This is a genomic window from Streptomyces sp. NPDC057136 (assembly GCF_042670885.1).
In the GTDB taxonomy this organism is placed as follows: domain Bacteria; phylum Actinomycetota; class Actinomycetes; order Streptomycetales; family Streptomycetaceae; genus Streptomyces.
The window spans coordinates 1-23653 of the sequence record NZ_JBHUUV010000041.1 but is presented as its reverse complement, the minus strand read 5'-3'; the positions used below and the strand labels follow the sequence as shown (position 1 = coordinate 23653).

The 23653-nt window shown below is 70.9% G+C and carries 25 protein-coding genes and 2 pseudogenes; 14 read left to right on the top strand and 13 right to left on the bottom strand.

Annotation, left to right across the window (positions count from 1 at the left end; genetic code table 11):
- Positions 1-172 precede the first annotated feature (172 nt).
- The 3 genes from ACFT7S_RS32955 to xylB all read right to left on the bottom strand — a co-directional run bounded on the left by ACFT7S_RS32955 (position 173) and on the right by xylB (position 3853).
- The gene (locus tag ACFT7S_RS32955) at positions 173-1027 is read right to left on the bottom strand and encodes a hypothetical protein (RefSeq protein WP_382738259.1); all 855 of its coding nucleotides are present in this window, start codon (positions 1025-1027) and stop codon (positions 173-175) included.
- Positions 1027-2301: a VWA domain-containing protein gene (locus ACFT7S_RS32950; RefSeq protein ID WP_382738256.1), complete on the bottom strand. Its 1275-nt coding sequence runs from the start codon at positions 2299-2301 to the stop codon at positions 1027-1029. Before ACFT7S_RS32950 ends, ACFT7S_RS32955 begins: the two co-directional genes overlap by 1 nt.
- A 70-nt stretch (positions 2302-2371) precedes the next feature.
- Positions 2372-3853, bottom strand: a complete 1482-nt coding sequence (gene xylB, locus ACFT7S_RS32945; RefSeq protein WP_382738253.1) for a xylulokinase — start codon at positions 3851-3853, stop codon at positions 2372-2374.
- 237 nt (positions 3854-4090) lie between these two features.
- Here xylB and xylA point away from each other — a divergent pair, with 237 nt between their 5' ends.
- On the top strand, positions 4091-5260 hold the full coding sequence (gene xylA, locus ACFT7S_RS32940) for a xylose isomerase (RefSeq protein WP_382738319.1): 1170 nt from the start codon (positions 4091-4093) through the stop codon (positions 5258-5260).
- Between the two features lie 137 nt (positions 5261-5397).
- On the opposite strand, the gene ACFT7S_RS32935 is transcribed toward xylA, so the two are convergent.
- The 5 genes from ACFT7S_RS32935 to ACFT7S_RS32915 form a co-directional block, all read right to left on the bottom strand.
- Positions 5398-5835 carry a protein-tyrosine phosphatase family protein gene (locus tag ACFT7S_RS32935; protein WP_382738250.1) on the bottom strand — a complete coding sequence of 146 codons (438 nt, stop codon included), beginning with the start codon at positions 5833-5835 and terminating at the stop codon, positions 5398-5400.
- Complete coding sequence (locus ACFT7S_RS32930) at positions 5832-7088, bottom strand: ROK family protein (protein ID WP_382738247.1); 1257 nt, start codon at positions 7086-7088, stop codon at positions 5832-5834. The genes ACFT7S_RS32935 and ACFT7S_RS32930 overlap by 4 nt, the downstream gene beginning before the upstream one ends.
- A 121-nt stretch (positions 7089-7209) precedes the next feature.
- Positions 7210-7869 (bottom strand): DUF305 domain-containing protein, encoded by a 660-nt coding sequence (locus tag ACFT7S_RS32925; protein ID WP_382738244.1) that lies wholly within the window; start codon positions 7867-7869, stop codon positions 7210-7212.
- On the bottom strand, positions 7866-8522 hold the full coding sequence (locus ACFT7S_RS32920; RefSeq protein ID WP_382738241.1) for a DUF3105 domain-containing protein: 657 nt from the start codon (positions 8520-8522) through the stop codon (positions 7866-7868). The genes ACFT7S_RS32925 and ACFT7S_RS32920 overlap by 4 nt, the downstream gene beginning before the upstream one ends.
- Positions 8523-8600: 78 nt before the next feature.
- Positions 8601-9029 carry a hypothetical protein gene (locus ACFT7S_RS32915; protein ID WP_382738238.1) on the bottom strand — a complete coding sequence of 143 codons (429 nt, stop codon included), beginning with the start codon at positions 9027-9029 and terminating at the stop codon, positions 8601-8603.
- Positions 9030-9100: 71 nt separating this feature from the next.
- Here ACFT7S_RS32915 and ACFT7S_RS32910 point away from each other — a divergent pair, with 71 nt between their 5' ends.
- Positions 9101-9946 (top strand): phospholipid scramblase-related protein, encoded by an 846-nt coding sequence (locus ACFT7S_RS32910; protein ID WP_382738235.1) that lies wholly within the window; start codon positions 9101-9103, stop codon positions 9944-9946.
- An 88-nt stretch (positions 9947-10034) separates the two neighbouring features.
- Positions 10035-10556, top strand: coding sequence for an ATP-binding protein (locus ACFT7S_RS32905; RefSeq protein ID WP_382738232.1), 522 nt, complete (start codon positions 10035-10037; stop codon positions 10554-10556).
- Between the two features lie 409 nt (positions 10557-10965).
- Here the strand turns inward: ACFT7S_RS32905 and ACFT7S_RS32900 are convergent, their stop codons facing one another.
- From ACFT7S_RS32900 to ACFT7S_RS32890, 3 genes are read right to left on the bottom strand one after another with little or no spacing between them, the layout of a single operon-like run.
- On the bottom strand, positions 10966-11364 hold the full coding sequence (locus ACFT7S_RS32900) for a hypothetical protein (RefSeq protein WP_382738229.1): 399 nt from the start codon (positions 11362-11364) through the stop codon (positions 10966-10968).
- A 21-nt stretch (positions 11365-11385) separates the two neighbouring features.
- Complete coding sequence (locus ACFT7S_RS32895; RefSeq protein ID WP_382738226.1) at positions 11386-11781, bottom strand: hypothetical protein; 396 nt, start codon at positions 11779-11781, stop codon at positions 11386-11388.
- Between the two features lie 35 nt (positions 11782-11816).
- Positions 11817-12278 (bottom strand): hypothetical protein, encoded by a 462-nt coding sequence (locus ACFT7S_RS32890; RefSeq protein ID WP_382738224.1) that lies wholly within the window; start codon positions 12276-12278, stop codon positions 11817-11819.
- A gap of 388 nt (positions 12279-12666) precedes the next feature.
- On the opposite strand from ACFT7S_RS32890, the gene ACFT7S_RS32885 reads away from it, so the two are divergent.
- The 4 genes and pseudogenes from ACFT7S_RS32885 (at position 12667) to ACFT7S_RS32870 (ending at position 14346) form a co-directional block, all read left to right on the top strand.
- On the top strand, positions 12667-13344 hold the full coding sequence (locus ACFT7S_RS32885; protein WP_382738221.1) for a hypothetical protein: 678 nt from the start codon (positions 12667-12669) through the stop codon (positions 13342-13344).
- A 60-nt stretch (positions 13345-13404) separates the two neighbouring features.
- A pseudogene (locus tag ACFT7S_RS32880) lies at positions 13405-13599 on the top strand (IS982 family transposase); the annotation flags it as partial.
- Positions 13589-13909: pseudogene (locus ACFT7S_RS32875) on the top strand (IS982 family transposase); the annotation flags it as partial. The pseudogenes ACFT7S_RS32880 and ACFT7S_RS32875, both read left to right, overlap by 11 nt.
- A gap of 86 nt (positions 13910-13995) precedes the next feature.
- Complete coding sequence (locus tag ACFT7S_RS32870; RefSeq protein WP_382738217.1) at positions 13996-14346, top strand: hypothetical protein; 351 nt, start codon at positions 13996-13998, stop codon at positions 14344-14346.
- A 124-nt stretch (positions 14347-14470) separates the two neighbouring features.
- Here the strand turns inward: ACFT7S_RS32870 and ACFT7S_RS32865 are convergent, their stop codons facing one another.
- On the bottom strand, positions 14471-15232 hold the full coding sequence (locus tag ACFT7S_RS32865) for a VOC family protein (protein ID WP_382738214.1): 762 nt from the start codon (positions 15230-15232) through the stop codon (positions 14471-14473).
- Between the two features lie 137 nt (positions 15233-15369).
- Between ACFT7S_RS32865 and ACFT7S_RS32860 the strand changes: the two genes are divergently transcribed.
- Both ACFT7S_RS32860 and ACFT7S_RS32855 read left to right on the top strand, forming a co-directional pair.
- A complete protein-coding gene (locus ACFT7S_RS32860; protein WP_382738211.1) occupies positions 15370-17127 on the top strand; it encodes an FUSC family protein in 1758 nt (585 codons plus the stop codon).
- Positions 17124-17630, top strand: a complete 507-nt coding sequence (locus ACFT7S_RS32855; protein ID WP_382738208.1) for a MarR family winged helix-turn-helix transcriptional regulator — start codon at positions 17124-17126, stop codon at positions 17628-17630. Before ACFT7S_RS32860 ends, ACFT7S_RS32855 begins: the two co-directional genes overlap by 4 nt.
- 14 nt (positions 17631-17644) lie before the next feature.
- Here ACFT7S_RS32855 and ACFT7S_RS32850 read toward each other — a convergent pair whose 3' ends face one another.
- Positions 17645-18442, bottom strand: coding sequence for an IclR family transcriptional regulator (locus ACFT7S_RS32850; RefSeq protein WP_382738206.1), 798 nt, complete (start codon positions 18440-18442; stop codon positions 17645-17647).
- A gap of 452 nt (positions 18443-18894) precedes the next feature.
- Here ACFT7S_RS32850 and ACFT7S_RS32845 point away from each other — a divergent pair, with 452 nt between their 5' ends.
- From ACFT7S_RS32845 to ACFT7S_RS32825, 5 genes are all read left to right on the top strand, one after another.
- Complete coding sequence (locus tag ACFT7S_RS32845) at positions 18895-20535, top strand: sensor histidine kinase (protein WP_382738203.1); 1641 nt, start codon at positions 18895-18897, stop codon at positions 20533-20535.
- Positions 20532-20939 carry a roadblock/LC7 domain-containing protein gene (locus tag ACFT7S_RS32840; protein WP_382738200.1) on the top strand — a complete coding sequence of 136 codons (408 nt, stop codon included), beginning with the start codon at positions 20532-20534 and terminating at the stop codon, positions 20937-20939. Before ACFT7S_RS32845 ends, ACFT7S_RS32840 begins: the two co-directional genes overlap by 4 nt.
- Complete coding sequence (locus ACFT7S_RS32835) at positions 20936-21304, top strand: DUF742 domain-containing protein (RefSeq protein WP_382738197.1); 369 nt, start codon at positions 20936-20938, stop codon at positions 21302-21304. The genes ACFT7S_RS32840 and ACFT7S_RS32835 overlap by 4 nt, the downstream gene beginning before the upstream one ends.
- Positions 21285-21899, top strand: coding sequence for an ATP/GTP-binding protein (locus ACFT7S_RS32830; protein WP_382738194.1), 615 nt, complete (start codon positions 21285-21287; stop codon positions 21897-21899). Before ACFT7S_RS32835 ends, ACFT7S_RS32830 begins: the two co-directional genes overlap by 20 nt.
- A gap of 130 nt (positions 21900-22029) precedes the next feature.
- Positions 22030-23562, top strand: a complete 1533-nt coding sequence (locus ACFT7S_RS32825) for a cytochrome P450 (RefSeq protein ID WP_382738191.1) — start codon at positions 22030-22032, stop codon at positions 23560-23562.
- Positions 23563-23653 lie beyond the last annotated feature (91 nt).

Below are 23653 nucleotides of genomic sequence, written 5' to 3'. Positions count from 1 at the left end.
GGCTCGTCGTCACAGCCGGGATTCCTTCGCTCTGGGGCGGACAGCAGGATTCCGGGCGAGCCTAGGACGGCGAGAACAGCGGTGGGGGCTCTGCGGTCGCCCGAAACTTTCGAATGCCTGCCACTCAGGACGGATCCGGCACGGCGCCGCACCCGTCCTGAGTGACAGTCGGTCAGACGCCCGCGGGCACCCGGGACGGACGGCCGTTGCCGCGCGTCAGGGAGTAGCCGAAGACGGCTGCCAGCGCACCGAGCACGCCGCCGCCCACGGTCCACAGCCAGCGGTCCGTCCACCAGCCGGAGCCCCAGCCGTCCTCCGGTTCGCTGCCGAGCGAGACCCGGTCCTGCGAGGTGCCGTCGTCCGAGGCCTGCGCCACGGAGGACGCGCCGGGAACGAGCGGCTCGGCGAGCGCGCCGTCCACGTCATGGGCGCCGCCCCCGTCGACGGACGTGACCTCCAGCTCCGTACCCACCGGGAGCCCGAGGTCCGTCGCGGGCAGATCGAGGACCGTGAGGCGTACGTAGTAGCTGCCGGGCAGCGGATCGTCGGCCCACGGCTCCGACCAGGCACGTACGGTCCGCAGGACACAGGTCAGCTCGACCGTGGCCGCGTCCGCAGCCGCCTTGCGCGTCTGGTGGCCGTACATGCACGCCTGCCGCCGCCGCAGTCCGTCGTACACGTCGATCTGCCAGGTCGACGCGCCGTGCCGGGTCGCGCTCTCGGGGAGCGTGATCTTCGCGCGGACGGTCGCCCGCTGTCCCGCGTCGGCGGGGAAGACCCAGTAGAGGTAGTCACCCGTGGAGGCTTCGGCGGTGGCCTGCTGTCCCTGCTGGACGGCGGTGGCGGTACGGAAGGTGGTGCCCGCTTCCGTGGGTCCGGCCTCGCCGTCCGTTCCTACGCCGGGGCTGGTACTGGGGCTCGCGTCGGTCTTCTGGACCGACGGGGCGACGGCCGTCGCGGAACCCGCCGAGCTCAGCAGGGCGAGGCCGGCCAGCAGGCCGCTCGCCAGTGCACGTGTCGTACGCATCAGTTGGTCCTCCATACGGCGACGCGCCAGCGCGAGATCCAGCCGGTCAGCAGGCCCGCGACCAGTCCGGTCAGGACCAGTACGCCGAGCAGCCACCAGCCGCGGCCGAGGCCGAAAGCGGCCACGTCCGCGGACTCGTCCGGAGCGTCCACCACGTCGATGGTCAGCTCGAGCGGAAGGCCGGGCGAGGTCTTCACCGACGCGGGGGCCGAGAAGGAGTTGCTGACCTGGAGGCAGACGGCCTCGGGAGTCAGGTCCTCGTCGTCCGTGCCGTCCTCTTCGGCCTTGGGGTAGCGCAGCCCGGACGAGATCACATCCGTACGGCCCGTGCCGGCCTCCGAACCGCGGACGATCTCGCGGCCGTGCACGGTCAGGGCCCGCAGCAGGACCCCGTAGTCGTTGTTGACGGCACGGTCGGCCGCCACGCTCACCGAGGCGCGCAGCTCCTGACCGGGCAGCACATCCACCCGGTACCAGCGGTGCTCGCCGAACTTCTCGCGGTCGGTGTAGAGGCCCGCCTTGAGAGCCGGGGCCGCTGAACAGCTGTCGGCGCCCTCGGTCGCCACCGGGGTGACGACGGGCTCGGCGGCACGGTCCACCAACTGCTTGACGCGGCCGGAGAGTTCCTCGGTGTGCGTGACGGCCGTGTAGGTACCGCCGGTGGCCTCGGCGATGCAGGTCAGCTGCTGGCGGATCTTGGCGTTGGGCACCAGGCCCAGCGTGTCGATGACGAGGTGCACACCGCGTGCGGCGATGTCGCGGGCCACCTCGCACGGGTCGAGCGGGCCGCAGGTGTCCTCGCCGTCGGTGATGAGGACGATCCGGCGGGTGCCCTCACCGCCCTCCAGGTCGTCGGCCGCGCCGAGCAGCGCGGGGCCGATCGGGGTCCAGCCGGTGGGGGCCAGGGTGGCGACCGCGGTCTTGGCCTCGGTGCGGTCCAGCGGGCCGACCGGGTAGAGCTGCTTGGTGTCCTTGCAGCCGGTCTTGCGGTCGTCGCCCGGGTAGTCGGCGCCGAGCGTCCGGATGCCGAGCTGCACCTCTTCGGGCACCGCGTCCAGCACTTCGTTGAACGCCTGCTTTGCGGCAGCCATCCGGGACTGGCCGTCGATGTCGCGGGCGCGCATGGAGCCGCTGACGTCGAGAACCAGCTCGACCTTGGGGGATGTGGTGCCGGTGGGTTCGTCGGCGGCGGCAGGGAGGGCGGTGCCGAGCCACGCGGCCAGGGTGGCGAGCAGTACGCACACTCCGGCCCGCAGCCGTCTTCTTATGATCATCGCCGGATCTTATTGAAGATCGGGTGGCATCCCAAAACGCGTGCGGCGAAGGCCCGTTCGCGGCCCGGTCTCAGCCTCCGAGTACGGGCCCGGCGGTCCGCTCCAGCACGGATCCGACCCGCTCCCAGGTGTCCATGTCCCGGTCGACCGGCGGGAGTTGACGATCATCCTCGCCGGTGTTCCAGGAGGCAGCCACGGCCACCGGATCGCCGCCGCCGGCCGCCGAAGCGGCGAGCGCCGCCGCGCCGCGGGCGACCAGCTCGCCACCGGCGGGCACGACGAGGGGGCGGCCGGAGAGGCGGCGCACGGTCTCCAGCCAGGTGCGGCCACCGGCCCCGCCGCCGATCAGCCGCAGCGGACGGGCCGCGACGGCGGGATCGGCCGGGTCCAGCCCGCAGGCCCGCAGCAGTTCGTCGAGTGCGCGCAGCACGGTGAAGGCCGCGCCCTCGTAGGCGGCGCCCAGCAGTTGCTGCGGGGTCGTGTCGTGCCGCAGTCCGGTGAGCAGGCCGGACGCCAGGGGCAGGTCGGGGGTGCGTTCGCCGTCCAGGTAGGGCAGCAGTACGGCATCGCCGCCGGGCGTCGCGTCGTCGCGGTGCAGGCCCAGGAGAGCGGCCACCTTGTCGACGGCGAGCGTGCAGTTGAGGGTGCAGGCCAGCGGGAGGTACGTACCGTCCGCCGCGGCGAAGCCGGAGAGGGCCGCCGAGACGGGCCGGGTTCGGGACGCGGCGAACACCGTCCCCGAGGTGCCCAGGCTGAGCACCGGGTGGTCCAGGAGCCCGGCGCCGCCCAGGCCGAGGCCGACGGCGGCGCTCATGTTGTCCCCGGTGCCCGCCGCGACGGCGATCCCGGCCGGCAGGCCGAGCGCCTCGGCGGCGGCGGTGGTCAGGGAACCGGTCCGGGTCGCCCCGGTGGCGGCCACCTCCGGCAGCAGGGACCGGTCCAGGCCGAGGAGCGTGAGCAGTTCGGGGTCGTACGCACCGGTGGCCGTGGAGTACCAGCCGGTGCCCGAAGCGTCGCCGGGGTCGGTGAAGGCGGTGCCGGTGAGCCGCTCGGTCAGGAAGTCGTGGGGGAGCCGTACGGCGGCGGCGGCCGCGGCGGCGCCGGGGTCGTTCTCGCGCAGCCACTGCCATTTCGTCGCGGTGAGGGAGGCGACCGGCACGGAGCCGGTGCGTGCGGTCCAGGCGTCGGGGCCGCCCAGCGCCGCGGTGAGCGCGGTGGCCTGCGGGGCGGACCGGGTGTCGTTCCACAGCATGGCCGGGCGCAGTGGCCGGCCCTCCCGGTCGAGCACGACGAGGCCGTGCTGCTGCCCGGCGACGGCGAGGCCGGTGATGGCACAGGCGCCGACGCCGGACTCCTTGATTCCGGCGGCCACCGCCAGGGACAGTGCCTGCCACCAGATCTCGGGGTCGCTCTCGCGGGCCCCGCCCTCACCGGTGACCGTATGCGGGGCGCGGCCGACGGCGAGCAGCTCGCCGGTCACGGCATCGGTCACCGCCGCCTTGGTGGACTGGGTGGAGCTGTCCACGCCGATGACGACGCTGCGCGGCGGCATGGGCTACCTCTTCTCGCCTGGGGAACGGTGCGGAGGAACTCTGCACTCGGAGATTTGATCGTGTCGCAAACAAATTACGTGATCGCAGCGCCCTGGACCAGGGCCTGTTTCGGTTTTGTGGGGGCGGGGGGTTACGTCGCCGGGGCGCCCCGTGCATGATTAGTCATGACACTGAACAAATAGGGTCGGCCGGTGCTGCCGGTACCGGACCCGACAGCACTCGAAGGCGGCCAGACGATGACGGAACGCTTCACGCCCACACCGGAGGACAAGTTCAGCTTCGGTCTGTGGACGGTGGGCTGGCAGGGACGCGACCCGTTCGGTGACGCGACCCGCGCGGCGATCGACCCGGTCGAGTCCGTGCAGCGGCTCGCCGAGCTCGGCGCGTACGGAGTCACCTTCCACGACGACGACCTGATCCCGTTCGGCTCGACGGACGCGGAGCGGGAGGGGCTCGTCAAGCGGTTCCGGCAAGCGCTGGACGCGAACGGGCTCGTGGTGCCGATGGCCACGACGAACCTCTTCACCCACCCGGTCTTCAAGGACGGGGCCTTCACCGCCAACGACCGGGACGTGCGCCGGTACGCGCTCCGCAAGACCCTCCGTAACATCGATCTCGCCGTCGAGCTGGGCGCCACCACCTATGTGGCGTGGGGCGGGCGTGAAGGCTCCGAGTCCGGCGCCGCGAAGGACGTCCGGGTCGCGCTCGACCGGATGAAGGAAGCATTCGACCTGCTGGGCGACTACGTCACGGAGCAGGGCTACGACCTCCGCTTCGCCATCGAGCCCAAGCCGAACGAGCCGCGCGGCGACATCCTCCTGCCGACCATCGGCCACGCCCTCGCCTTCATCGAGCGCCTGGAGCGCCCGGAGCTGGTCGGCGTGAACCCGGAGACCGGCCACGAGCAGATGGCCGGGCTCAACTTCCCGCACGGCATCGCCCAGGCGATGTGGGCCGGAAAGCTCTTCCACATCGACCTCAACGGCCAGTCCGGCATCAAGTACGACCAGGACCTGCGCTTCGGCGCCGGTGACCTGCGCCAGGCGTTCTGGCTGGTCGACCTGCTGGAGACCGGTGGCTACGAGGGCCCGCGCCACTTCGACTTCAAGCCGCCGCGGACCGAGGACTACACGGGCGTCTGGGCCTCCGCCGAGGGTTGCATGCGCAACTACCTGATCCTCAAGGAGCGCGCCGCGGCCTTCCGCGCGGACCCGGCCGTGCAGGAGGCGCTGCGCGCGTCCCGCCTGGACGAGCTGGCCCTGCCGACCGCCGAGGACGGGGTGGCGGGACTGCTCGCCGACCGTTCGGCGTACGAGGAGTTCGACATCACGGCGGCGGCGGAGCGCGGCATGGCGTTCGAGGTCCTGGACCAGCTGGCGATGGACCACCTGCTCGGGGTGCGCTGACCCGGGACGCGTACGAAACCGGGCGCGGGAGCGGGTCTGCGGAGGGCGTGGGAGGGAAACGGCGGTTTCCTTCCCACACCGGTCGTACGCACCCGGGCCCGCGCCCGCCCGCGTCCATGTCTGTACGAGGGCGTCGCCTACACGAGGGCGTCGAAGCGCCGCACGAACCGCTGCTGCCAGGGGGTCTCGACGGCGCGGTGGTAGTAGGCGCGGCGGACGAACGCCACGGCCTGGTCCGCCGGGACCCCGTCCAGCACGGCCAGGCACGCCAGGGCCGTTCCCGTACGTCCGATGCCACCGCCACAGGCCACCTCCACGCGGTCCGTGGCCGCCCGCGCCAGCGCCTCGCCGAAGACCTCCCGGGCCCGTTGCCGGTCCGTGGGAAGCCGGAAGTCGGGCCAGCGCACCCACCGCGATTCCCATGCGACGGGCGCCGGCTCCTTGCCCAGCAGATACACCCCGAAGGTGGGCAGGGCCCCGTCGGGAAGCGGACGGCGCAGTCCCCGTCCACGCACCAGCAGGCCGGAAGGCAAGGTCAGCACACCCGCGTCGGCGGGGTCCCAGGTCTCGGTCATCGTGACACCCTCGGTTCGTTTTGGCCCGCGTACGCCACCGGGTCGGCCAGCACGTCCTGCATCACCAGGGCTGCCGCGCCCCGCGCCGCGTCCCCCGCGACGGACGAGGCGCGCAGCCGTCCGCTGCCAGGGGACCAGAGGCCGGAGACCACTCTCCCCGTCAGTTCCTCGTCGGCGGGCGGCGCGAGCCACGGCATCAGGCTCCGGTAGATGCCACCGAGCACCACCGCCTCCGGGTCGATCAGATTCACCGCGCCCGACAGCACTCTGCCCAGCATGCGCCCGGCCTCCGCCACCGCCGCCACCGCACGCGCGTCGCCCGCCCGCGCACGTCTCTCCAGCTCGGCCACCGGGCCGGTGGCGCCCTCGTCGATGCCCGCCGCCCGCAACAGCGCGGCCTGTCCCGCGTACTGCTCCAGGCAGCCCCGGGAACCGCAACGGCACTGCGGACCCGCCGGGTCCACCACCACATGCCCGATCTCCCCGGCGAAACCATGTGCACCACGCAGCAGTTCGCCGTCGAGCACCAGGGCCCCGCCGACCCCGATCTCGCCCGTCAGATAGAGAAAACTGCGCGCCTTGTCGAGGCCGCCGAACCACAGCTCGGCCAGCGCAGCGAGATTGGCCTCGTTCTCCGAGCTCACCGGCAGCGCCGCCCGGCCGGGGCGCAGCCCGGCGAGCGCGCTCGCGAACAGCTCCTCGGCCGGTACCTGGTTCCAGCCGAGGTTGGGCGCCTGGCGCACCGAACCACCGGACACCAGGCCCGGCAGCGCGAGCGCCGCTCCGACCGGGTGCAGGTCCTGTTCGCGCGCCGAGTCCAGGGTGCGGGCGGCGATCCCCGCCGCCCGGGCCAGTACCTCACCGGGCGGTGCGCCCCGGTTGTCGAGGTGCTCGGTCTGGCGGACCCGTCCCGTGCCCGCCAGATCCACGACGCACACCGAGACGTAGTCGATGTTGATCTCCACGCCGAGGCCGGCCGGGCCCGTACGCGCCACCTTGAGGGCCGTACCGGGACGCCCGGCCTGCCCGCTGAAGGTCTTGCCCGACTCGGTGAGGAATCCGCTGTCGATGAGCTGCTCGACCAGGGAGGACACGGCGGCCCGGGTCAGCCCCACCCGGCCGGCCACTCCTGCCCTCGTGGCGTCCCCGGCCTCGCCCTCGTCCCGGACGGCCCGCAGCACGAGGCTCAGATTGTGACGTCGCACGGTGTCCTTGTCCGCCTTGGGCCCCAGGGGTGTGAGGTTGCTCTTCATATAGTCGTCGACCCTATCTCCCGGCCGCCCTCCGCAAGCCGCCGAACAGCGCGAAAGGGCCACCCCGTCGCCCGGCGTACCGGCCGACGGGGCGGCCCGTCCAAGGATGATCCGTCGCCCGTCAGGCGGTGGCGCTCCGCTCCTTGAGCATGTCCGCCATGAGCCCGATCTCCGACTTCTGGCCGCGGACCATGCCCGCCGCCAGGTTCTTGATCTCCTCCGTGACCGCCGCACCGGCCGCCGCCTGCGCCATCTCGGCGCCCGCCCGGTGGTGGACGGTCATCAGCCGCAGATACAGGATCTCGGCCGCCGTGCCCTTGGCCTTCCGCAGCTCGTCCAGCTCCGCGTCGGTGGCCATGCCCGGCATCAGCGAGCCGTCACCCGTGGCCGTGACGGTGTGCCCCATCCACTCCATGGGCGGCCGCTCCGAACTCTTCGGCCTGCCCCACGTCTCCAGCCAGCCCAGCATCATGCCGCGCTGGTTGGCCTGGGTGTTGATGATGTCGTACGCGAGACGGCGTACGTCCACGTCGTCCGTCCGGTCCCGGACGATGAAGGACATCTCCACCGCCTGCTGGTGATGGATCGACATGTCGCGGGCGAAGCCCACATCGGCGGAGGTCTCCGCGGGCGCGGCCGAGGCCGAGGAGGACGTACCGGAAGCGGACGAGGCCGCCGAGGACGGCTGTCCGATCGTGAGCACCATCAGCCCCAGCGCCAGCAGGAACACCACGGCGCCCGCCAGCACCAGCGGGCGGGGGACGCGTACGGCGGAGGTCACTTGTCCAGCCCACCCGAGCAGGCGGCGCCCGGCTCAGGCGTCTGCGGACCCTGGACGTACTTGCTGAAGAACTGGGCGACGCGCGCGTCGGTGGCGCTCTTCACCGTGACCTGCTTGCCCCAGGCGCTGAGGATCAGCGGGGCGTCCTGGTCCGCGACGGGGCTCATCAGGGAGTACGGGGTGCTCGAGACGCGCTTGCTGAGGGCCTCGATGTCGGCGTCCTTCGCCTTGTCGTTGTACGTGACCCAGACCGCGCCGTGCTCCAGGGAGTGGACCGCGTTCTCCTTCGGTATCTCCGCGGTGTAGACGTCGGCGTCGCAGTTCATCCACACCTGGTTGTGGTCGCCGCCGACGGGCGGGTTCATCGGGTAGTCGACCTTCTTGCTCACATGGTTCTGCTTCAGCTTGTCCCAGGTCCGCTCGCCCTTGACCGGAGAGGACTTGGCCTGCTCCTCGGCCTTGTCCTTGTCGTCGGCCGCGGCCATCAGATAGCCGCCTCCGGCGACGAGTGCGGCGACCACGGCGACGGAGGCGCTGATGGTGATGATGCGGACGCGCCGCTCACGTGCCCGCTCCTTGCGGCGGGCTTCGTCGAGCTTGGCCCGGCGGGCGGCGGCGGGGGTGTTCTGGTTCTTGTTCTTGGCGGAAGCCATGGCAGATCCTCGGGTTCAACGGGACGCGAGCGCGCGGGCGTGCGCGTCGCGTGGGGAAGGAAGAGGCGGCGGTGGCCTCTAGATCCGTTGGATCTGCAGTCGGAGATGGTCGACGGCGCCCACGGCGTCGTTGGAGGGGCCGCGGATCGCGGCTGCTCCGGCGAGCGGGACGGCCGGGGCCGGGGCGAGAGCGGTGGGAAGGCCGGCGAGCGCGGGCGGGCCGGGCAGCACGACGGCCGAGGAGTGGTCCGAGGTGCCGTGACAGGAACTGCCCATGCCCCGGTTGTCCGGTGCGTGCGCCGTCACGAGCGACGCGGCGGTGGCCGGCGTCGGGGTCATGGCCCGTGCGGGGGCCGCGAGCCGGGCATCGCCCGGCGGCGGGGCAGCAGCCGCGGTGCTCAGTGAGCAACAGAACACCATCGCCAGGAGGACCAGGACCCAGCCCACCGCGGCGGGCACGCGTGTGCCGCTCCGTCGCCGGTCCGTCCGCTCGCTCAGCCTGGTCATCGCCGCCATCGTAATGGTGTGTGAAGATTCAAGGAGTATGGGGTCACAGGTTCGCGGGATAGTGTGCCCCGGTGACCACGCACTCGAACGTATCTGCGGGCTGGTATCCGGACCCCCACGGCGCACCTCAGCTGCTGCGCTACTGGGACGGCTCCCAGTGGACCGAACACACGAACCCGGCGCAGGGCCAGCAGGCCCCGGCTCAGGGTCAGGTCCAGGGTCAGGTTCCCGTACAGGCGCAGGTTCCGCACCAGGCGCCTCAGCAGGCGATGCAGCCCCAGCAGGCGATGCAGCCCCAGCAGGGCGTCCCCAGTGCCGGCTCGCTCTTCAACCAGCAGGTCCTGGTCGTGAACCAGAAGGCCAAGCTGATCGAGGTCACGACCGAGTACAAGGTCTTCGACCAGCAGGGCAACACCGTCGGTTCGGTCGTGCAGGTCGGCCAGAGCGCACTGCGCAAGGTGCTGCGGTTCGTCGCGAGCATCGACCAGTACCTGACGCACCGGCTGGAGATCCGCGACGCGCACGGTCAGCCGCAACTGCTGCTGACGCGGCCGGCCAAGTTCATCAAGTCCCGGGTCGTCGTCCAGCGCCCGGACGGACAGCCGGTCGGTGAGATCGTCCAGCAGAACGCCATCGGCAAGATCAACTTCGCCATCATGGTCGACGGTCAGAAGATCGGCGCCATCAAGGCGGAGAACTGGCGCGCCTGGAACTTCGCGATCGTCGACCACAACGACGCCGAGATAGCCCGGATCACCAAGACCTGGGAAGGCCTCGCGAAGACCATGTTCACCACGGCCGACAACTACGTGCTCCAGATCCACTACCAGCTGCCCGAGCCGCTGCTGAGCCTCGTCGTCGCCACGGCCCTGACGGTCGACACCGCGCTCAAGCAGGACGCCCGCGGCCTGGGCTGAGGCCCACCGGCACCTCGGTGCGCCGGGCCGACGCCCTTCTTTTGCTGTGCCCGTTCCCGCGGCCCGCACAGCGCTAGCGTTGGGCCCCATGATCGTATGGCTCAACGGCACTCACGGCGCAGGCAAGACGACGACCAGTGCACTCGTGCAGCAGCTGATCCCGGATTCACGGGTGTTCGATGCCGAGAAGGTCGGCGAGACACTCATGGACATCACGCCGGGGCTGCCCGGGACGGACAACTTCCAGCACTGGCCGCCGTGGCGGCCGCTCGTAGTCGAGACCGCCCGCCGCGTACTCGACTACACCGGCGGCATTCTGGTGATGCCCATGACTGTCCTGGTCGAGCAGTACTGGCGCGAGATCAGCACGGGCCTCGCCCAACATGCCATTCCGGTACGGCACTTCGTCCTCCACGCTGACCAAGACACCCTCCGCGGGCGCATCGAGGGGGACACTCTTCTTGGCCCCTCCCCATTCCGTCTCAAATACCTTGAGCCCTACGCCGAGGCGGCCCGCACGTGGCTACACGGCGAGGCCGAGGTCGTCGACACCACGCACCTCACGCCCGCCCAGGCCGCCCTGCAGATCGCAGAGGCCGTCAAGAGTTGAGGTCCTCCCCCCACGCGAAACAGGCGCAGGTGGCAACAGAGAACGACCTTCTGGTGTCGAGTAGTGCGAACAGGCTCAACCAGGGCTCCTCCCGATCGTCCCCACCGTCCGGGAGAGGGAGCAGAGCGTAGGACTCGAGCAGCCATCTGGCAGTGAGCTGGGCCCGCTCGCCCGCGGTCTGTAGAGCAGCCCACATTGCCGCCCGCAGGGCGAACCGCTCGATGTCCTTCTGCGTTTCGGGCGACCGCTTCGCCGATCCCCACCTGGGCACCTGCCGGGCGGTGGCCGCGGCGACACTCGCGACATCCGGGCCGCGCCCTCCTCTGCGTCGGCGAGGGCCTCGGCGGCTGTCTCCGGGGCCGGGCGGGAATCGGGCTGAGTCCGGGTGCGGCCGGAGGTACTGGCGGTGTCAGCCGGGCGTGATGCCGTAGTGCTCGCGCACCTCGCCGACATTTGGCGGGCCGTTGAACCCCAGGTCGTTCGCCCCGACGATGATCGACCCGTCCTCGGTCACGTACTCCTGCGGGGTCCCCCAACCGTCCTCGAGGTCGGGCGATGCGGCTAGGGCCCGCAGGGTCGCGTCCATCACCGCGATGGCCTCGTCCTCGGTGGTCGCCTCGATCACCACGTCAGCGCGCTGCCAGCCGCCGCCGAAGCTGTCGCTGCACTCCCACTCCGCGGAGGCCACGCCGGCGACCGACATCGCCGCCGCGGTGAACGCCTCCTCGCACTTGGCGGCACTGCCGGACGAACACGCCGAGACTGGGAGCACCAGCGCCGCCACCACGACGGCCGGCAACAACCGCATTCGCTCACGTCGTATCACTCATCAGTCCCTTCCATAGTGTTCGCGCACCTCACGGATCCTCGGAACCGCCGAGAACCCGACGGCCCCCGCCCCCACGACGATCGACCCGTCCTCGTTGCGGTACTCCTGCGGCGTCGCCCACCGGGGTTCGAGGCGCGGCTCGGCAGCGAACGCCCGCAACAGCGCGTCCATGATGCGAATCGCCTCGTCGCGTGACGAGGCCCGCAGGACCACCTTGCCCCGCTGCCAGCCTCCGCCGAACATGTCGCTGCAGTCGAACTCGGCCGACACCACGCCGTCGACGGCGAGTGCCGTCTCCGCGAACACGTCCTCGCAGTCGGAGTTCCTCGCCCGCCCCAGGCTGAGCAGCGCCGCAAGCACGCCGCCGACCGGCCCCGCCTGAGACATCCGGTTCACAAGCCGACGCCTGCGGCGTTCCCAGCCCTTGCCCATCAGTGCTTCCGGCCGCCGTGGACGTCCACGGCGGTTACGTTGCTACCCGACGAGTCAGGATCCGTCAGGAACCCGCTGTCGCGGAGCGACTGCTCGTAGGCGAGATATCCGGGATCCGTGCTGTGCGCCTGGTAGTACGCCGTGTCGCCCTCCCGCACCAGCGCTACCGGGGTCACGCACCGAAGCTGGACGAACGGCACCCGGCCCAGCGTGGTGTCCAGCACCCGTATCGCGCCGTTCTCGGCACGCGGCACCATGTAGACGATCAGCTCGGCCACCGTCGCTACGCAGTAGAAGCAGACCGCGAGGAAGACCCACACCACCCAACACAGCGGCAGGAACACCAGGGGCAGGGGGAGAAGCAGCAGCCGGCGCAGTGCGGCCGGGCGGACGGGAAGCGGCCCCCAGGCCGGGGCGTCGTAGTCATGCACGGACAGTGTCTTCCCCCCCGGGTTCGCCATCGCTCGACGGTGCGCCCGTGAGTGTACGCTGCGGGCCGACCCGCACGGAGCGGCGGGCGGTGCCGGTCTTCGGCATCAGTGGGTCCGGAACGGCTCCGTCCGAGCCGCCACCTGGGTACGCTCACCGTGATCAGTATCGTCCTGGGGAAGGCGCGGTGGCTGCGGCGCTGCCCGTCCACGCGCGGCGAACGCCGCGCGGCGCGACGGCGGTTGCCCGGGCGGCGAGGGACACCATGCGACCACTACGGTTTCCAGGACCTGTCCGACGGGCCACACGTGACGGGCTGGCCGGTGAATAGTTCCGCCCCCTGTGGGGCGGGGTTATCTGACAGATGTTGAGTGGGCGCTACTGGCGCCGCACCTGCCCGAGCACGAAGGAGCATGTCGGGTGAGCAATGTACTGACCATGAGAGGCCTCCTGGAAAGAGTCCACGACGGCGCTCCGGCGCCGGTCAACGTGGTCGACTTCTCCGACGGATCGGGACCGGACCGGGTGGTCGCGTACGTGGAGCGCGAGCTGCCGCCGGGCGGCATACCCGCATACCTCGCGGCCCGCAGCAGCGGCGCTCGCTCCTTCGTCCTGTGGGCCGACGAGCACCGCCGGGAGCGGGTGGCCACCCTGGTGACCCTGTCAGCCACCGGCGGTGTCGCGACGTTTCAGGCGCTCGGTGCGCAGGGCGAGCTCATCGGCACGCTCGTGCGCGAGAAGGCGCTCCGTGGCAGGGGCCTGCGCACCCGCTGGACGGTGACTCAGCCCGGCGGCCCCGATGCGGTGGGCTTCAAGGGCCGGATCTTGTGGTGGTGCATGTGGTGGCTGTCGGTGCCATTTCAGCTGTTGATCCTCGTGTTCAGCGTTTTCGACAGTGTCCCCGGCAACGAGGGTGGTGTCGCGCGCGGCCCCCGGCGCATCAGGTGGCGCGCGGGTGGGCAGATGCCGCTGGAGTTCAGATCCCGCGGCGACAAGCTGCATGTGCACGCGCCGGGACTGGACTGGCGGCTTGGGGCCACGCTGGTCGTCCTGCTGCGCAGCTTCAACGCCGGCTCGTGGGACGCCAGGAAGAAGTGACCGGTCGATCCGCCGCCGGCCGCGTCCGTCCCTTGCCGAGGGCACGGCCGCCCCGCCCGTGTCCGTCAGTGGATCGAGGCCGTGTTCGACACCCTCAAAGGCCAGTTCAGCCTGGAACAACACGGCGGCAGAACCCTCGCCGGAGTCTTCGCCCGCACTGGCCATAGGCTCCTCGCCCTCGCAGCCGGCGTCTGGCACAACTGGACCACCACCGGGGCCAAGATCAAACGACCCCTGATCGCCTATGCCCACTGAAACATCGGACTCATTCATCGAGTTGGTCACGCTCGCGATGATGCAGGCCGTGCTCGGCTTCGCCTCCGAGGCCAAATGGCTCCGCCGCGCCTGCGCTCACCTGCGGCATCTCTTCCCGTACCTGCCCAAGCAGCCCGGCTACAACAAGCGTCTGCGCAAGGCCGCCGAGCTGCTGCGTCGGGTCACCCCACTGTTGGCCACCGACACCTCCATGTGGAGCGACGACGTGTGGATCGTGAACTCCACGCCGGCGGAGTGCGGCCGCTCGCGCGAGACCGTCAAGCGCTCCGACCTGGCCGGATGGGCCGAGTGCTGGCTGGGGAACGCCCTGGCGCGGCGCCCGCTTGCGGCGGTGTGGGTGGTGTTTCGGGGCCGCGCACAGTAGAACTGGGCCCCATGTCTGACCAGCAGCCAGCCCCTCACCCGGCCCAGATGCCCGGTGCGCCCAAGGCGTACGCGCCACCGCAAGCCCGGGGGGTCAGCGCCGGCTACCGGCGATGGGCCAGCATTCTCATCTGGCTCGCAATCATCATCGCGGTCCTCATGGTGGTTGCGTTCGTGGTGAGCCTTGTCCTCCTTGTACAGGCGGACAAGGACGTGGGGAACGCTGCCTACGGTTACCTCGCCATCTTTCTCTGGTTCGGGATCGCCGCCGCGATCCCAGTCCTGCTCGCGGTCGCCATCCCCGGTGCGGTTATGACGCGGCGTGTGCGGCAGCAGCGGCAGGCGGGGATCACACCTTCGTAAGCGCCGCCACCGGCAGCCTTAGCCAGGCGGCGGAACAGGCACACCAGAAATCGGTACATTCGCCGCGCGTCTCTACCTGACGGGACGCGACGGCGAACCTGCGCAGCTGAGACGTCCGGGTGCCTCAGCCCTCGTACGACTTGTGGATGCCGAACGCGGCGCCCTGCGGGTCGCGGAGGACCGCGATCCGGGGTCCGTCCGGGATGCTGGTGGGCGGCAGCAGCAGATCACCGCCCGCGCTCAGCGCCGTGGCGGCCGTGGCGTCGACGTCCGTGACGACGAAATAGGGGAGCCAGTACGGGGACACCTCCGGCTCGAACTTCTCGTCCATCGCCATCATGCCGCCGAAATCGGCGCCGCCCACGCCCCAGTGGGTGTAGGACTCCCCGGCGTTGACCGTCCAGCCGAGGACCGACGGGTAGAAGGAGAGGGCCTTCTCCGTGTCGCGGGTGGAGAGCTCGACCCAGCCCAGGGCGCCCGGATCGCTGAGACGCTCGGCGCCCGCGAACGTACGGGGCTGCCAGAGCGAGAACACCGCGCCGTCCGGATCGGCGACCACAGCGAACCGGCCCAGGTCGAAGACGTCCATCGGACCGACCAGCAGCGTCCCACCCGCGGATGTCACCTTCTCCACAGTGGCGTCCGTGTCCTGGGTGGAGAAGGAGACCGTCCAGGCGGGGGGCTGATCCGGCTGGTAGGCCGGGCTGAGCGCGGCCACCGCGGCGTCGCCGAGCCGGGCCATGGTGTAGCCGCCGGCCTCCGGGCGCGGATCGGTCTCGGACCGCCAGCCGAACAGGGCCGTATAGAAGGACTTGGCGGCCGGGATGTCCGACGTGCTCAGCTCGACCCAGCAAGGGCCGCTGTCCAGCGGCTTGGAGTATTTCATTCCGCTCCCTCTGTGATCATGCGGACGTTCATCAACCCACGTGTGTCCTTGCACGCTATGACCGGCCGGATCCGCCTGCCATCGGGCCGCTCCGGAGACAAATGCTTTACGGGTGTAATACCTGCTAAGGTATTTGAGTGAGCGATACACCTATTCGACCCCGGCGGCCCTCCGTCCGCAGCCTCCCGATAGCCGGGGCGCTGCGCCTCGCGCGCCCCTCGGACACCTGGTTCAAGCCGGCGCTGAGCGTCGTCGTCGCCTCCGCCGTGCCCAACCTGCTGCTCTTCGCCCTGGACCGGCTCGACCTCGTGATGTACACGATGGCCGGCTCGCTCTGCGCGCTCTACGGCCACAGCCTGCCGTACGCCCGCCGGGCCGCCACCGTCGCACGCGTGGTGCTCGGCATGCTCGTCGGCGTCGCGCTGTCGCTGGTCACCGCCTCGGTCACGGACTCGACCGCGATTCTGATCGCCGTCGCCGCCCTGCTGGCCGCGGCGCAGAAGGCGCTCTGCGACGCGACCCGTATCGGGCCGCCCGGCCATGTGATCTTCACCTTCGTCACCTCCGCCGCCCTGTTCACCCCACAGGAACTCGGCCAGGTGCCCGGGCACCTCGCACTGGCCCTCGCCGCGGGAGCCCTTTCCTGGCTCGTCACCGTCTGCCCCGCACTGCTGCGCAGGGAGGGCCCGGAGCGCCGCGCCACCGCCCGCGCACTCGACGCCGCGGCCGCTTACGCCGCCGCCCCCGGCCACCGCACCCGGCATGCCGCGGCCGCCGCCGTGCACGGCGCCTGGCAGTCCCTGCTCGCCACGGGCCGCGCCACCCCCGTACGCCGGGAGCTGGCACGCCTCGTCATCCACGCGGAGGCTGCACTCGCCTCAACGGCCCTCGACGGGGCCCCGGATCGTGAGGCACCGGTCCGGTCGGCAGCCCCGCACTCCTCCGGACCCGGCCCCGCCGCGACCCCCGCACCCGGTCCGGCACAGCTGCGCGCCTGGGCCGCCGCGACGCGAGCGCGCGGTCCCGTGCCCTCCCCGCCACCGGCGCCGGGCACCACCGCCGAGATCTTCGGCGTCGACGCCGAACGGGCCGCCCACCGCGAGCTCCGTGCCCGCCGCACGGTGCTGCGTGCGCTCGCGCCCGGCTCCCCCCTGCTGCCCATCGCCGCCCGCACCCTCATCGGCTGCGCACTTGCCGGATACGTCTGCGCCGCCCTCGGCATCGGCCGCCCGTACTGGGCGATCGTCACCGCCGCCTCCCTCTATCAGGCCAACGTCACCCTGTCCTGGAACCGGACTCTTCAGCGGACCCTCGGCAACCTCATCGGCGTGCTGGTCTTCGCCGCCGTCCTCCCGGTCAGCCGGACCGGTCCGCTCGCCCTCATCGCCTGCTGTCTGTTCTTCAACTTCGCCGCCGAGGCCCTGATCACCCGCAACTACTGGCTCGGCTCGATCGCCGTCACCCCGATGGCCCTCCTGGTCCTGGAGTTCGGCGGTACCCACCCGGCCGGTGAACTCATCGGGGACAGGGTCCTCGACACCCTCGTCGGCGCGGTCGTCGGCTTCCTCGCCGCGACGGCCGTCACCAACCGGCGCGCCTCCGGGTACGTTGAGAAGACGCTGGCCGCGACCGACGCGGCCCGCGTCCACGCCGTACGGACCATCGCCGACCCGGCATCCGGACCTGCCGAGCTCGACGGAGCGCGCCGCGGGCTCACCGGCTCCCTCGTCGAACTGCGCATGGCCACCGACGCCGCGGCCGGCGAATGGTGGCAGCGCGCCCTGCCCGAGGAACAGCTCCTCGCGGCCGAGCAGGCCGGACACCGTACGCTCGCCGCAACAGCACGAAGGCAAGGGCTGACCGCCCTCCGGCCTCCTCAGAACGGAGCGGTGTGACCGACGACATCGTGGCCTCGGTGGTACGGCAGTGGCAGGCCGTCAACCCGGAGCTCGACACTGGCCCGATGGAGCTCATCGGCCGCATCAACCGCTGCGCCGCGCTCCTCCAGCAGGCGGAGGACGCCCCGCTGCGCTCCGCCGGACTGACGCGCGCCGAATTCGACCTGCTCGGCGCGGTCCGCCGTACCGACCGCGAACTCACACCCGGCGAGCTGGCACGCGAAACGTTCTCGTCGGGCGCCGCCGTCACCAAACGCCTCCGTGCCCTCCAGGAACGCGGCCTCGTCGACCGCCGCGGCGATGACCGCGACCGCAGGGTCGCCCACGTCCGCCTCACCGAGGAGGGCCGTGCCCTGGTCGACCGGCTGCTGCCCCAGCAGCTCGCGTACGAACGCAGCGTCCTCTCCGGCCTCGACGACGGGGCCCGCAGCCGGCTGAGCGCGCAGCTCAGCGAACTGCTCGTGCAGCTGGAGGGCCGTATCGGCGGCGCCCGCCGCTGACCCGGCTCCGAGCATCAGGACGCGTCCGCCGCCTTCAGTAGCGAGGCCGACCGCCGCAACTGGCGTGCGAACTCCACCAGTGCCGTGTCGTCCCCGCGATCGGCGGGCGCCGACGCGGTCAGGGCCAGCCGGTCCCGGGGGCCCGCCCCGCCGAGGGGGACGGCGACGGCGTTCATGCCCCGGACCGACTCGCCGCGGCTGACCGCGTGACCGAGGTCGCGGATCTCCGCCAGCTCGTCCAGCAGCGCCGCGCGCGAGGTGAGGGTGTGCGGGGTGGCTGCCGACAGCACCTCCTGCGGATACAGGACGCACACCTGGTCGGCCGTCATCCGGGAGAGCAGCAGCTTGCCGCCCGACGTCGCGTGGGCGGGGTGCGTGCGCCACATCTCCAGCACCACCCGCACCGGCTGGGACGACTCGCGGCCGTCGGTGACGATGACCCGGTCCCCGATCAGCGCGGCACTCTGCACGGTCTCGCCGGTGCGCCGGGCGGCATCCTCCAGTACGTCTCCGAGCCGCGCCCGCAGCGCCGCACCGAAGCCGGCGGGCCGGCCGAGCCGGATCAGCTCGGGGCCGGCCGAGTACCCGCTGCCGGAGGGGTCCCGGGTCGCGAAGCCACGCCCCTCCAGGGTGAAGAGCACCCGGTGCGCGGTGGAACGGCCGACGGACAGGAGCTCGGCGGCCCCGGAGACTGTGAGTGTGTCGTGGGTGAGGAAAAGTCGCATCAGCCGGAGGCCGGTGTCCAGTGACTCGATGGTGCAGCCCCGCGTCGCCGCGATGGCTTCTTTTCGGTGAATCAGTCCTTCGGTCATGAATCTGCTCCTTTCGATCCGGTTCGATCACCTGTGCCTCTGTCCCGTCATGAGGGACGGAGTAAATCGCTCAGGAATCGAATAGGTCGCCTATGTTCCCTGTTCGGGGTGGCCCTTTACGGGGCAGTCCCGACGATCCGTCAAGCCCCGCTGCCAGGGCCGTACTTCAGCATCCCGCACCACGGGACGCCGCAGCGTCGTACCCACGCGCCACCGTCACCGATTACTCCCCGCGCACGCCCGACGCCGTTCAGTGCAAAAACTGGTGAGTGTATTACTGCCGGAGTGCTCGCGCAGGGGGTTGGGTGAATATGCCGAAGTGGTGTTCTGATCTGGCTAAGCTCACGCGCATCGAAGTCGAGTTGATATGAATTCGAGCACTTGTTCGCGACTGTCATCACAAGTGCGCAGATCTTCCGAATGCCCCCCGAATCAACCGCCAGAGGGTTTAGATGGTTCGTGTTGAATCACCACCGATTGACCGAGAAATCCCCGTGGTCCGTGCTGTGGTGTTGCCCCTTGTGCTGATGGCCGGCGCCACTGCCGCCGGCGCGGCGTTGGTGACCGAGCCCGCGCGGATACCAGTCGTCTGGTGCGGTGCGATCGCCACGCTCGTGGTCTCCGTGCTCACCGTCGTACTCAACCGCCGCCGCCGCGCCATGAACGTCCAGCGTGCGCACTACGAACAGCGCATCGCACACCTGGAACACCGCATCGCCGCGCACGACGCGGAGACCGTGCGGATGACCAAGGAACTGCTGCCGACCGCGATCCGTCGACTGCGTGCCAGCAACTCGCCCGAAGAGGTGATGCGCGACATCGTCGACGCGGACGAGTCGTACCGCAACCTCCCCAAGGCCCTGCGCGGCCTGGTCTTCCAGATCCTCGACATCATCGACAACGAAGAGGCGATGCGTGACTCCGCGCAGCGCGCGTTCGTCAGCGTCGCCCGTCGTGTCCAGGCCATTGTCCACCGGCAGGCCAGTGAGCTGCGGGAGATGGAGGACCACCACGGGCGCAACCCCGAGGTCTTCGACGACCTGCTCCGTATCGACCACGGCACCGCGCTGATCGGACGGCTCGCAGACTCCATCGCCGTGCTCGGCGGTGCCCGCCCCAGCCGCCAATGGCCCAAGCCCGTACCGCTGTTCAGCGTGCTGCGCGGTGCGATGTCCCGGATTCTCGAATACCAGCGCGTCGATCTGCACTCGATCGCCAAGGTCGCCGTCGTCGGCACCTCGGTCGAACCGCTCATCCACGCCTGCGCCGAACTCCTGGACAACGCGACGCGCTACTCGCCGCCGCAGACCCGTGTGCACGTCACCGCGGTCGAGGTCCAGACCGGCATCGCCATCGAGATCGAGGACGGCGGCGTCAGCCTCAGCGAGGAGGCCCGCGCCCGAGCCGAGAACATGCTCGCCCAGGCACAGGCCGGCATCAACATGAACGACCTCGGGGAGTCCCCGCGCCTCGGCATGGCCGTCGTCGGCCGGATCTCGCGGATGTACCAACTCCAGGTCTCCCTACGGCAGTCCGCCTACGGCGGGGTACGTGCCGTGGTCATCGTGCCGCGCGAAATGCTCACCACGGGCGCCGCTCCCGGTATCGCCCACGGCATCGGCGCCACCTCGCGGCCCCAGAGCTCGCTCGACATGTCGCAGCTCCAGCACGTCGTCCCGCCCCCCGGCAAGCGCAAGCCCCGGCCCGTCTCCACGGAGCTGCCCCCCTCGGTGGCCGCCGGCATGCCCGGCTACACGGAGAAGCCGGCCACCCCGACGGGCCCGGTGGTCCCGGCGGCAGCCCTGGAGGACGACGTCCCCGTGGTGACCGAGTGGACCGCGGGCGGGCTCCCGCAGCGCCGCAGCCGCGGGCGCGCGCCGCTCGGTTCGCACAACCTCCCGCAGCAGACGGCACAGCCGGCCGTCCCCGCCGCGGGAGCGCAGAACGGGCACAACGGCGGGCGGAGCAACGGCGAGCCGCCGCCGCCCGGGCTCTGGCTTGAGGCATTCACCCAGGCCGTCAACGGTGTGCCCCAGGAACCGAAGAACGACGAGGACTCTGATGATGCGTGGGACAAGGGAGACCTGAAGTGATCCAGCAGCGCGGGAACTTGGACTGGATGCTCAAGGAACTGGCCGACGACGTGCCGAGCATCCACCAGATCGTGGTGCTCTCCTCGGACGGCCTGCGCATCGCCCGGCACGGCGGCGACCCCGACGTCGCCGACCGTCTCGCGGCGGCCTGCGCCGGGCTGCAGAGCCTGGCGGCCGCCGTCGCCTCCGAAATCCCTTACAGCGACGGCCTGATGCGCCTCGTCGTCATCGAGGTGGACGGCGGGTTCTTCTATCTGATGGCCGCCGGAGCGGGTTCGTACCTCGCGGTCCTGGCCGACGAAACGGTCGACGCCGGACTGGTGGGAGCACGCATGCGCGACATGGTCGTCCGGATCGGAGCCCACCTCTCGAGCCCGCCCCGACATGACGGGCAGGCCGGATGAATGCTCCCCGACGAGAACGCCGAAAGGCCGACCCGGCGCTGAGCGATCCGGAACGGCTGTACGTCATCACCGGCGATCCCGACGGCGAGCGTGCGGCACTCGACCTCGTCACGATGGTGGTCTCGCAGGCGGAGCCCTCGCCGACGGTCCAGCCCGAGCAGGCCGCGATCCTGCGGCTCTGCCGGGCGCCACTGTCCGTCGCCGAGATCTCGGCCTATCTGAGCCTGCCCTTCAGTGTCGTGACCTCGCTCCTGACCGAACTGCTCGCGAGCGAACAGATCGAATCACGTGCGCCCATCGTCCGCGCCACCCTCCCGGACCGATCCCTTCTCGAAGCGGTGATGCATGGACTTCAGAAGCTCTGACACGATCACTGGCCCCAGGAGCGAGGACGTCCTACCCACCACGGCCACGGCCGCGGTGAAGGTCGTGATCGTCGGCGGGTTCGGGGTCGGCAAGACCACGATGGTCGGCTCGGTGAGCGAGATCCGGCCCCTGACGACCGAAGAGACCATGACCCAGGCCGGTGTCGGCGTGGACGACAACGCCGGGGTGGAGAGCAAGACCGCCACCACCGTAGCCATGGACTTCGGCCGGATCAGTCTCAGCGAGGAACTGATTCTCTACCTCTTCGGCACCCCGGGCCAGGAACGCTTCTGGTTCCTGTGGAACGGGCTGTTCGAAGGAGCTCTCGGGGCAGTCGTCCTGATCGACACCCGACGGCTCGAGGTCAGCTTCGATGTGATCGGCCGGCTGGAGGAGCGCGGCGTGCCGTTCGTCGTCGCCGTCAACACCTTCCCCGACGCGCCGCATCACCCGGTCCAGGCGCTGCGTACCGCACTCGACCTGCCGGACGAGGTCCCGATGATCGACTGCGATGCCCGGCTGCGGGTCTCCAGCCGTGACGTGCTGATGACCCTGATGCGGTATCTGCACAGCGTCGCCGTTCCCCTCGCCTGACGAAGGTGCGCGCTCGCGGCGCCCGCGTACGCCCCCGCGCGCACCTTCCGTCCGCGCACGTCCCGCCCGCGCGGCCGCACCCCGCGCGCCCCTCGCCCGGACACCGGGCGGCCCGACCCCTGGAGCGATTGTGACCACGCCCTTCCACCACGAACCCGGAACGGCCCCGGGGCCCGTGCCGCCCCCCGAGTGCCCCGCGCACGGCCTCACCCCCGGCGGACTGCGCCGGTTATACGGCCCCGAGGCGGAGAACGACCCGGCGGGCCTCTACGACAAACTGCGCGCCGAACACGGCACGGTGGCACCGGTGCTGCTGCACGGAGACGTACCCGCCTGGCTCGTCCTGGGGCACAGCGAGAACCTGCACATGACCCGGACGCCCTCGCAGTTCTCCCGGGACTCCCGGCGCTGGCGGGCCCTCCAGGACGGCAGCGTCGCCCCCGACCACCCGCTCGCGCCGATCTTCACCTGGCAGCCGGTCTGTGTCTTCGCCGACGGCGCGACCCATGAGCGCCAGCGCGGCGCCGTCACCGACAGCATGGCGCGCATCGACACCCGCGGGGTTCGCAGGCACGTCAACCGCTTCAGTAACCGGCTCGTCAACGACTTCTGCCTCAAGGGCACCGCCGATGTCGTCAGCCAGTTCGCCGAGCATCTGCCGATGATGGTGATGTGTGCGATCTTCGGCATGCCCGAGGAGTACGACGACCGTCTCGTGCAGGCAGCCCGGGACATGACCCGCGGCACCGAGACCGCCGTGGCGAGCAACGCTTATGTGGTCGGCGCACTCAGCCGGCTCGTCCAGCACAGGCGTGCCGATCCCGCCCCGGACCTCGCGTCCTGGCTGCTGGAGCATCCTGCCTCGCTGACCGACATCGAGGTCACCGAGCATCTCCGCCTGATCCTCATCGCCGCGTACGAGTCGACCGCCAACCTGATCGCCAACGTGCTGCGCATGGTCCTGACCGATCCACGTTTCCGGGCCCGGCTCAGTGGCGGCCATATGACGGTCCCCGAAGCGGTGGAACAGACCCTCTGGGACGAACCGCCGTTCACCGCCGTGTTCGGCCGCTGGGCCGTGGGCGATACGGAGCTGGGCGGGCAGCAGATCAAGGCGGGCGACGCCCTGCTCGTCGGAATCGCCGCCGCCAACACCGACCCGAACGTACGCCCCGACCTCACCGCCAACATGGAGGGCAACCGCGCCCACCTGGCCTTCAGTGGCGGCCCGCACGAATGCCCGGGCCAGGACATCGGACGTGCCATCGCGGACGTCGGGGTCGACGCGCTGCTCATGCGGCTGCCGGACATGGAGCTCGGCGTCGAGGAGAGCGAACTGCGCTGGATCGGGAACATCATGTCCCGGCATCTGGTGGAACTGCCGGTGAAGTTCATGCCGGGCCCGCAGCACGAGATCGACGCCGACCCGCTGACGCTGATGAGCCGGCCCGGGCCGCGCAGCGACTGGGAGGTGTCGTCCCCGGCCCGGCCGACCCCCGCGCCGAGTCACGGCACGGCTGTTCCGCCGCCCGCCCACGTTCCCGGCACCTCCCCGCAGGAGCCGGGAGCGCCGGACCGTGCACCCGCGATTCCCGGGCAGCGCCGGGCGGGAGCACCCGCCCGGCTGTGGCAGGCCGTGTCGCGCTGGTGGAACGGGTACTGACGCGCCGTCGACGCCCGCGCCGGTCTTTGGTCCGCGCGGGCGTCGACTTACGTACCAACGAGCAGCGTGAAGCTGACAATTGTTTGCGGTG

Bases quoted from the DNA above. Each gene is read 5' to 3' on its own strand.
- ACFT7S_RS32850 (WP_382738206.1), bottom strand. From the start codon at position 18,442: ATGACCGAAGGACTGATTCACCGAAAAGAAGCCATCGCGGCGACGCGG.
- ACFT7S_RS32830 (WP_382738194.1), top strand. From the start codon at position 21,285: ATGGACTTCAGAAGCTCTGACACGATCACTGGCCCCAGGAGCGAGGAC.
- ACFT7S_RS32905 (WP_382738232.1), top strand. From the start codon at position 10,035: ATGATCGTATGGCTCAACGGCACTCACGGCGCAGGCAAGACGACGACC.
- xylB (WP_382738253.1), bottom strand. From the start codon at position 3,853: ATGCCGCCGCGCAGCGTCGTCATCGGCGTGGACAGCTCCACCCAGTCC.
- ACFT7S_RS32935 (WP_382738250.1), bottom strand. From the start codon at position 5,835: ATGACCGAGACCTGGGACCCCGCCGACGCGGGTGTGCTGACCTTGCCT.
- ACFT7S_RS32930 (WP_382738247.1), bottom strand. From the start codon at position 7,088: ATGAAGAGCAACCTCACACCCCTGGGGCCCAAGGCGGACAAGGACACC.
- xylA (WP_382738319.1), top strand. From the start codon at position 4,091: ATGACGGAACGCTTCACGCCCACACCGGAGGACAAGTTCAGCTTCGGT.
- ACFT7S_RS32890 (WP_382738224.1), bottom strand. From the start codon at position 12,278: ATGGCGAACCCGGGGGGGAAGACACTGTCCGTGCATGACTACGACGCC.
- ACFT7S_RS32900 (WP_382738229.1), bottom strand. From the start codon at position 11,364: ATGCGGTTGTTGCCGGCCGTCGTGGTGGCGGCGCTGGTGCTCCCAGTC.
- ACFT7S_RS32955 (WP_382738259.1), bottom strand. From the start codon at position 1,027: ATGCGTACGACACGTGCACTGGCGAGCGGCCTGCTGGCCGGCCTCGCC.
- ACFT7S_RS32915 (WP_382738238.1), bottom strand. From the start codon at position 9,029: ATGACCAGGCTGAGCGAGCGGACGGACCGGCGACGGAGCGGCACACGC.
- ACFT7S_RS32870 (WP_382738217.1), top strand. From the start codon at position 13,996: ATGTCTGACCAGCAGCCAGCCCCTCACCCGGCCCAGATGCCCGGTGCG.
- ACFT7S_RS32920 (WP_382738241.1), bottom strand. From the start codon at position 8,522: ATGGCTTCCGCCAAGAACAAGAACCAGAACACCCCCGCCGCCGCCCGC.
- ACFT7S_RS32835 (WP_382738197.1), top strand. From the start codon at position 20,936: ATGAATGCTCCCCGACGAGAACGCCGAAAGGCCGACCCGGCGCTGAGC.
- ACFT7S_RS32950 (WP_382738256.1), bottom strand. From the start codon at position 2,301: ATGATCATAAGAAGACGGCTGCGGGCCGGAGTGTGCGTACTGCTCGCC.
- ACFT7S_RS32845 (WP_382738203.1), top strand. From the start codon at position 18,895: ATGGTTCGTGTTGAATCACCACCGATTGACCGAGAAATCCCCGTGGTC.
- ACFT7S_RS32865 (WP_382738214.1), bottom strand. From the start codon at position 15,232: ATGAAATACTCCAAGCCGCTGGACAGCGGCCCTTGCTGGGTCGAGCTG.